Below are 6,975 nucleotides of genomic sequence, written 5' to 3'. Positions count from 1 at the left end.
CCATCCAAACAGGGCTGCAAAGCCGCCCTGTTTGGATGGACCTTACTTTGAAGAGCTAAAAGCGACCACGTTGTCCAGGATTTACCACGGAATTCCACCGGTGGATAACCGTTCTTCAAGTCCAAATTGGCGCTGAATTTAGAACCTTGACCGGGTTTATCCACAGGCGTAGAACTGGCCGTGCAAGCGCTGTCGATGACAGCAACCCAGGTGGCCCGAACCTTGAAAGTCACGCCGCTCCCGCGGTGGTTCCCCCCATAAGGCGATTAGCGTCCGGCAGCTCGCCCGGTCACCTCCCCGGTGATGGATGCCTACTTCAGATCATGGCCCTCGTGCGCCAGACGACACTTCCTACTCCGCTGCCCTGCAGCAAACTATCCGCTTGGCCGAATCTTGCGCCAACCTGCGCCCGTCTCTTTCTTCTGGAAAGAGACGGGCGCTCATACCACTGCTGCAGCCCATATAGAACTTGGCTTTGCCGCAATCCTCCTCATGACAATCGGCGTGACAAACACCGAAGTCACCAACAACAGCGATGTAGATGATGGTCCCGCAGCCATGGATTGGACTGCACCTGGCTGACAGTCAGGCATGCCCCTGTCATCGCATCGCTGCCTTCACCCGACTCAGGATCTCGCGGCACTGGTTTCGTCAGCCAACGCAGCCTCCACCCGCCCACCGGTTTCGGTGTTCAGGAGGCCAGATCATGAGATGCCCATGCTCCCGGTCGTAAGGAGCCGTCAGTCCCGCGTTAGTGGACACCCCCACAGGCCGCAGGGGCCTTGATCCCTGATAACACTCAACATTCTTGGCGGGATGACGTGGGGAACATTTTCAAGGTTTAGCTTGGAGAGGAGTTTGATCATGGCACTCGTGGGGAGACGGGATGGGCGCAATTTTGGCTGCGGCCGGCAACTGAGCTATGCCGGGCCACAGGCAATACGCGATATGTTTGGCGGCGGGCATTACGGCACGGTCAAGGCACACTGTGATCGGTGGCAGGCATTCGTGAAGTGGTGCCGCTCCGAACGGGGACCCGGTATCAATGATGCACGGCAGATTGATCGGAAGGTACTGGTCGACTATACGGCGTATCTGCGCGACGCGGTTTGGCGCGGTGACCTCGCCATCAGCACTGCACAAAACCGGCTATCCAGCGTTAACAGGACCATGGCGGCGCTTCGCGGTGATCAGTGCGTGAAATTGCCAAGCCCGAGCAAGGCGCTGGCAATGCAGCGCAACGGAGTTCGCCAGTCGATGCCACAAGGCCAGGACCGCGAACAAGTTAAGCAGATCGTCGATGCACTTTGCAGTCGTGATCAGAGACGGGCAGCAGCGATCGTTGTGTTGGCGCGAGCCACCGGCATGCGCTTGCGTGAGGCTATTTTGGCTGATCTGCCACGGCTAATCCGAGAGGCTAAAGACCTAGGCAGGATTAATATTCAGGATGGAACCAAAGGCGGCCGCGCCGGGGCCTCGGCGCCACGTTGGATAGCAGTGGACGACCATATTCGTGGCGCACTTGGATTCGCATGGCAGGCGTCACCTGTAGGTAGCCGCAACCTGATTGCGCCACACGAAAGCTACCTAAGTTTTCTGCAAAAGATCATCCGCCCTGCGCGGGACATCTTGCATGCACAGAACCTCAAAGGCTTCCATGAACTACGAGCGGCGTATGCATGTGAGCGTTATGAGCAAATCACTCAACACCGCGCGCCGATCAGCGGCGGCCAATGTTGCGTGGCAGACAGGAGCCTTGATCGTGAAGCTCGAAGGCAAATCAGCTATGAGCTGGGGCACGACCGGATCGACGTAGTCGCTGCCTACATTGGAGGAAGGACATGAGCAAGCCATTCGATATGGAGTTGTTCTTGGCTGGCGTACTGACCGGCTCACACGCAACGCAGCAACGTCATTTACGCCAAGCGAAGCTCATTCAGAGTGAAATTGCAGAGCGTTGGCAGCGAGAAACCCCATGGGCTTGGCAGAGGAAGCATGTGACATGGTTTCTCGAACATCGCATGAGCCAGCGCAGTGAGGCGACGCGGTACTACTATCTGCTAACGGCCAGGCTGCTCGCACGGCGCCTAGAAAAGCCATGGCTTTTCAGTCTCTGAGTGAGAGCGACAGCTTTCGATCCACCAGCCGCTCGTGAAGGGCATCTGACACTCAGGATCTACCGTTAAACTATAGCCCCTAGCCACCAGCAGCTTGGGTTTGTGCGGAGCCAGGGCATACGCGAGCGTGGTAATGTGCGCCAACCGCAAGCTTCTCTAAATTGGTTTTTGATTTTTTTACTCATAATGAAATCGTTGATCGGATATAAAACATGTTGAATTTCAACGAGATAGCTAAAATTTTTTCCAGCAGCAACATCAATTCCGTTTCGGGGGGCGATCTGTCCCTTGTCACGAGAGTGGCTAAATGCTATCAAGACAGCTTTGATGACACCTTTACTGTTGCTAGCGTGTTTGAATTTTGTTATCACCTACTGTGCAGGGAATATCGCAATGAATACTATTATAAAAATTCTATTGCAAAGAAAATTCTCCTCGGAAGACATTCAATAAACAGTTCGACTATGCTCACTGAATTCAGAGTAGGTGCAAACAAAGCAGACTGCGTGATCGTCAATGGCATATCAACATGTTATGAGATAAAAACCGATTACGACAACCTAACCCGGCTAAAACCTCAAATCGACTCTTACCTGAAGATATTCGACAAAGTTAACGTAGTTGTCTCTAAGAAAAATCTAACCTCAGTACTGCACACAGCACCTGAAGAAGTAGGGGTCATATTACTAAACAAGAGCGGCACTTTTCGAGAGATGAGATCTGCGCAACTTACAGGTGCACAGATTGATGTTCGGGTCTTAATGAGATCTCTTAGACGTGACGAATACGTGGGGCTTACCGAATCGTTGTTTGGCTCGGCACCCAATGTGAGCAATACCGAGATCTTTCGTGAGTGTGAGCGCTTACTGACATCTGCCGCCAACGAGAAGATTCGTACTGAGTTTAGAAAAATCATTCGTCAAACCAGAGCTTTGGACAAGGACTTCATACTGTCTTTACCTACATCCTTAATAGCGGCCGGAGTCGAATTTGGATCAACCCGCAAGGCCCGAGCTGGGCTTGTGGAAAACATGAACTCAATCTTAAGTAAGGAAACTTTATGTACTGCCCAATCCTTAAAGGCAAACAGTTTGAACTAACTGCACTCAGGGAACTCGTTGGACATATACCCTCCAGCAATGTATGCCCCATTTTAGAACCTGTAAATTTAAACCTTGCCCCCCTAGCGACTACCATCTCCGAATTGACAGCAGCTGGCATCAGCTCGTGGGTAGTAATTAATCCTTCGCAAAGTGAATTCGCAAGTTCGGCGTCAAACATTTTTGCTTCTCTGAGAACCCACCTTGCAACTATTGGGACTGGCCAAGGTTCATTTGTCCCATGTATAAAAATACGTGATGCGTCTGATGCGCCTGCCATCGCACTATTAAAAAGCTTTACCATACCTTTTGTCGCTTATGTTGAAGGTATTGTTACACCTGGCCTCGTTGTGGATCTAATGAGAGCATCTGCTGTGGCACTCAATCCAGACAAAACGAATGTTTCGGTATGGGGAACTCTTCCAAGAGCCGTCCTCTTTCATGATGGCTTTGACAAAAAAACCAGAAATTTAGATTACGGCACAGAATCGTATTACTCAGACTTTCACAATGGGTATAAAGCGTTCCCAAATGCTATCGGATTCGGCGATTATACGATTCTCAGCGAACGCCTCGTAGAAGGTGGCGGCCCAGCATTTGTCGTTACCCTGCACATGTCCTACCTTGATCCCTCACGGTCAACTCAAATGTATGTGCGCCATTTCTCCTCCTACTCTGACAATGACAGCCAAAGTGACCCCGGTGGTAAATTTCGCGAAGCTCTAGATTTGCTTATTTCCCATGTATCAACGAACCCAGGAAACTTTGTCAACACTGCAGGCCTGCAAGAATTTATAACTCTTCATGGCACTCGACACTACCCTGGACTTGGCATAGTTAAAAAAGCATCAATCAAGCATCATATTCAGACGCTATCCACATGGTAATTCATTCCGCATGTCTTATCGGGCCAACTTTCATCCCCTCACAGGGAGTTGTTCGTGAAATCGTTCGAGAGTAATAAAATCGTTTCATCCAAAATATAAATTGCTCGCAAACTTGCGATCAGAGCTTGAACTCTCGCCCAACATCAACTTCATCTATTTCATATAGTCGTGCGGGCTTCTAATATTTAACGAAGCCCTGCACAACTCAATCTATTTTAGCTGGCAGTGCTCAGTACGATTACGTGAGAAGTCTCCATCTATGCGCTCTGAACAACGACCGATGTCCGTCATTTTTTCATAAGCCCCCTCTTCTTACAAACCTTAGAGGCGGCGGTTTTCAACCCACTGGGCACCTCTAGAAGCTCCCGCCTTTCTGCGCTTGTAGCCCCCACTGCAAGCAATTCTTACCAGCAAATAACATGTGAGAAAAATACAAAAAACTCTGCGAGAGCAGAAAAAACTCTTACAATCCAAGATCGGTTTTCCTACACATTTTTTGCCCCCACTGATACACAAGAGATAGCCCCGTGAGTGACTCAGACAGCTCATCCGTGCCACTGGTTGACGTAGTGAAGCTTGCCGCATCCCTTCAGCGTTTCGCAGATGATCGCGACTGGCAGCAGTTCCACTCCCCAAAAAATCTCATCTTGGCGCTCACTGGCGAGGTAGGAGAGCTGTGCGAGATTTTCCAATGGATGAGCGATGCCGATTCGCTCTCCGTAGCTAAAGATCCCGAAATCGGCCTCGCCGTAAAAGACGAATTGGCGGACGTACTGATGTATCTGGTTCGCCTGAGCAGCGTGCTCGGCATCGACCTCAACGAGGCGGTGACACGGAAACTCGCCTCGAACGGCCAGAAATACCCCGTGGATAAAGCCAAAAGCAGCAGCAAAAAGTACGACCGACTCTGATCAACCCGAATCTAAGGACAACCCGTGATCGTTTACGCTGCGACCAAACAGCAATTTCTAAAAGACAACGATAACGATGACATCGAGGACGTGATCCTCAGGCATTTCAAGGAAGCCACCGGCAAGAACGTTGGCAAGTCGGAAATCAGGTCGTGGCAAGGATCTCTAACGTATATGGCAAAGGTCCTTAGGGATGAAGGCCTGCCGAGCGACGCGGGCCTAGCCATTGAGCTGCACATTCCGCAGTCGTCGAAGCGAATCGATTTTCTGCTCACCGGTCGCGACGAAAATCAGGCAAAAAAAGCCGTCTTGATCGAATTGAAGCAATGGAGCAAGGCCAGCGCCACTACCAAGGATGCCATCGTCAAAACGGCATTGGGTGGCGGCCTCGTTGAGACCATTCACCCGTCCTATCAAGTATGGTCATACGCCGCGCTGCTGGAGGGTTTCAACGAGGCGGTGTATGACAAAAGCATCGAGATCCGTCCGTGTGCCTACCTTCATAACTACGTCAGCGACGGCATCATCGACTCAGCCCACTACGAGCCCCACATCAGCAAAGCCCCACTGTTCCTGAAAGGGCCGGATGAGCTCACCAAACTCAGAAGCTTCCTGAAAAAGCATATTGTTCACGGCGACAACAAAGAGGTTCTCTACGAACTGTCCGATGGGAAAATCCGTCCGTCCAAAGCGCTAGCCGAAGCCCTCGAAGGGCTGATGACAGGCAAGCCAGAGTTCGTATTGATTGACGATCAAAAAGCAATTTTTGAATCAGCGCTTGCGGCAGCAAGCGAAGCCTCGGACCAGGCACCAAAGGTGCTGATCATTGAAGGGGGGCCGGGCACCGGGAAAACTGTTCTGGCTATCAATTTACTGGTGAGGCTCACAGAATTGAGGCTGTTAAGCAAATATGTCTCGAAGAATGCCGCCCCACGCAAGGTCTACGAAAGCAAACTGGTTGGCACCATAAAACGCAGCCATTTCTCGAATTTCTTTTCAGGCTCTGGGGCGTTCATCGACACTGAGCCCAACACATTCGATGCGCTTATCGTGGACGAAGCTCACCGGCTGAATGAGAAAAGCGGGCTTTATGGGAACCTTGGCGAAAACCAGATCAAGGAGCTGATTGAATCAGCGAAATGCTCAATTTTCTTCATCGATGAAGACCAACGTGTGACCCTGAGCGACATAGGCAGCAAGCAGGCGATACGCGCCTTTGCCAAAACCAAGGGGGCTGTGATCGAAGAATATGTGCTGTCTTCACAGTTTCGCTGCAGTGGTTCTGACGGTTACATGGCATGGCTGGATGACGTCCTTGGCATTCGCTCGACAGCAAATCCGACGCTCGACACCTCTGAGTACGAGTTCAAGGTGTTCGACTCGCCTCAGGCGCTGCATGACGCCATTGACGAGAAAAACCATGGAAACAAGGCTCGTGTGGTCGCGGGCTATTGCTGGCCTTGGTTGAGCAAGAAAGATCCCACCGCTGCTGATATCGTCATTGGTGACTACAAACGCCAATGGAACCTGGACCAGGATGGCAGCCTATGGATCATCGCTGAGAACTCCATCGAGCAGGTTGGCTGCATTCATACCTGCCAAGGTTTGGAAGTCGATTACATCGGGGTGATCATCGGGCCAGACCTAGTCGTACGTGACGGCAAGGTAGTGACATCCCCGGATGAGCGCGACAAGCGCGATAAATCGATTCGCGGCTGGAAAAAAATGATGAAAGAGCAACCTACCCTCGCGAAAAATGAAACAGACGTGATAATCAAAAATACATACCGAACCCTGATGACACGCGGGATGAAGGGTTGCTACCTGTACTGCACCGACAAAGAGACTGCGCAATATTTCGAGAGTCGGCTTAACCAGCACAGCAATCATTGACGCTATCGTTTGCTAGGAGCCACTGTACGTGCGGCGAGTGGGGACATCGTACGCGCAGGGGCATCAA

At 51.2% G+C, this 6,975-nt stretch carries 7 protein-coding genes; 6 read left to right on the top strand and 1 reads right to left on the bottom strand.

Translation table 11 applies throughout. The features are described from left to right. Positions 1–233, bottom strand: a 233-nt coding sequence (locus WBR57_RS03605) for a hypothetical protein (protein ID WP_424082183.1), incomplete at its 3' end; no start/stop codon positions are given. Between the two features lie 631 nt (positions 234–864). On the opposite strand from WBR57_RS03605, the gene WBR57_RS03600 reads away from it, so the two are divergent. The 6 genes from WBR57_RS03600 (at position 865) to WBR57_RS03575 (ending at position 6,908) form a co-directional block, all read left to right on the top strand. Next, positions 865–1,845, top strand: a complete 981-nt coding sequence (locus WBR57_RS03600; protein ID WP_424082181.1) for an integrase domain-containing protein — start codon at positions 865–867, stop codon at positions 1,843–1,845. Beyond that, positions 1,842–2,117 (top strand): hypothetical protein, encoded by a 276-nt coding sequence (locus tag WBR57_RS03595; RefSeq protein WP_424082179.1) that lies wholly within the window; start codon positions 1,842–1,844, stop codon positions 2,115–2,117. Before WBR57_RS03600 ends, WBR57_RS03595 begins: the two co-directional genes overlap by 4 nt. 212 nt (positions 2,118–2,329) lie before the next feature. Beyond that, entirely contained in the window at positions 2,330–3,217 is an 888-nt protein-coding gene (locus tag WBR57_RS03590; protein WP_424082177.1) for a sce7726 family protein, read from the top strand. Continuing rightward, entirely contained in the window at positions 3,178–4,104 is a 927-nt protein-coding gene (locus WBR57_RS03585; RefSeq protein ID WP_424082175.1) for a sce7725 family protein, read from the top strand. Before WBR57_RS03590 ends, WBR57_RS03585 begins: the two co-directional genes overlap by 40 nt. A 527-nt stretch (positions 4,105–4,631) precedes the next feature. Beyond that, a complete protein-coding gene (locus WBR57_RS03580) occupies positions 4,632–5,015 on the top strand; it encodes a nucleotide pyrophosphohydrolase (protein WP_274097008.1) in 384 nt (127 codons plus the stop codon). 24 nt (positions 5,016–5,039) lie between these two features. After that, positions 5,040–6,908, top strand: coding sequence for a DNA/RNA helicase domain-containing protein (locus WBR57_RS03575; protein WP_424082173.1), 1,869 nt, complete (start codon positions 5,040–5,042; stop codon positions 6,906–6,908). The last annotated feature ends 67 nt before the right edge of the window (positions 6,909–6,975 follow it).

Origin of the sequence: Pseudomonas sp. (assembly GCF_049590575.1) — a bacterium.
Classification (GTDB): domain Bacteria; phylum Pseudomonadota; class Gammaproteobacteria; order Pseudomonadales; family Pseudomonadaceae; genus Aquipseudomonas.
The sequence above is the reverse complement of the archived record's forward strand: the minus strand, read 5'-3'. Positions and strand labels throughout refer to the sequence as shown.

Excerpts from the sequence above, each read along its gene's own strand:
- WBR57_RS03590 (WP_424082177.1), top strand. The coding sequence starts at position 2,330 with ATGTTGAATTTCAACGAGATAGCTAAAATTTTTTCCAGCAGCAACATC.
- WBR57_RS03595 (WP_424082179.1), top strand. The coding sequence starts at position 1,842 with ATGAGCAAGCCATTCGATATGGAGTTGTTCTTGGCTGGCGTACTGACC.
- WBR57_RS03585 (WP_424082175.1), top strand. The coding sequence starts at position 3,178 with ATGTACTGCCCAATCCTTAAAGGCAAACAGTTTGAACTAACTGCACTC.
- WBR57_RS03600 (WP_424082181.1), top strand. The coding sequence starts at position 865 with ATGGCACTCGTGGGGAGACGGGATGGGCGCAATTTTGGCTGCGGCCGG.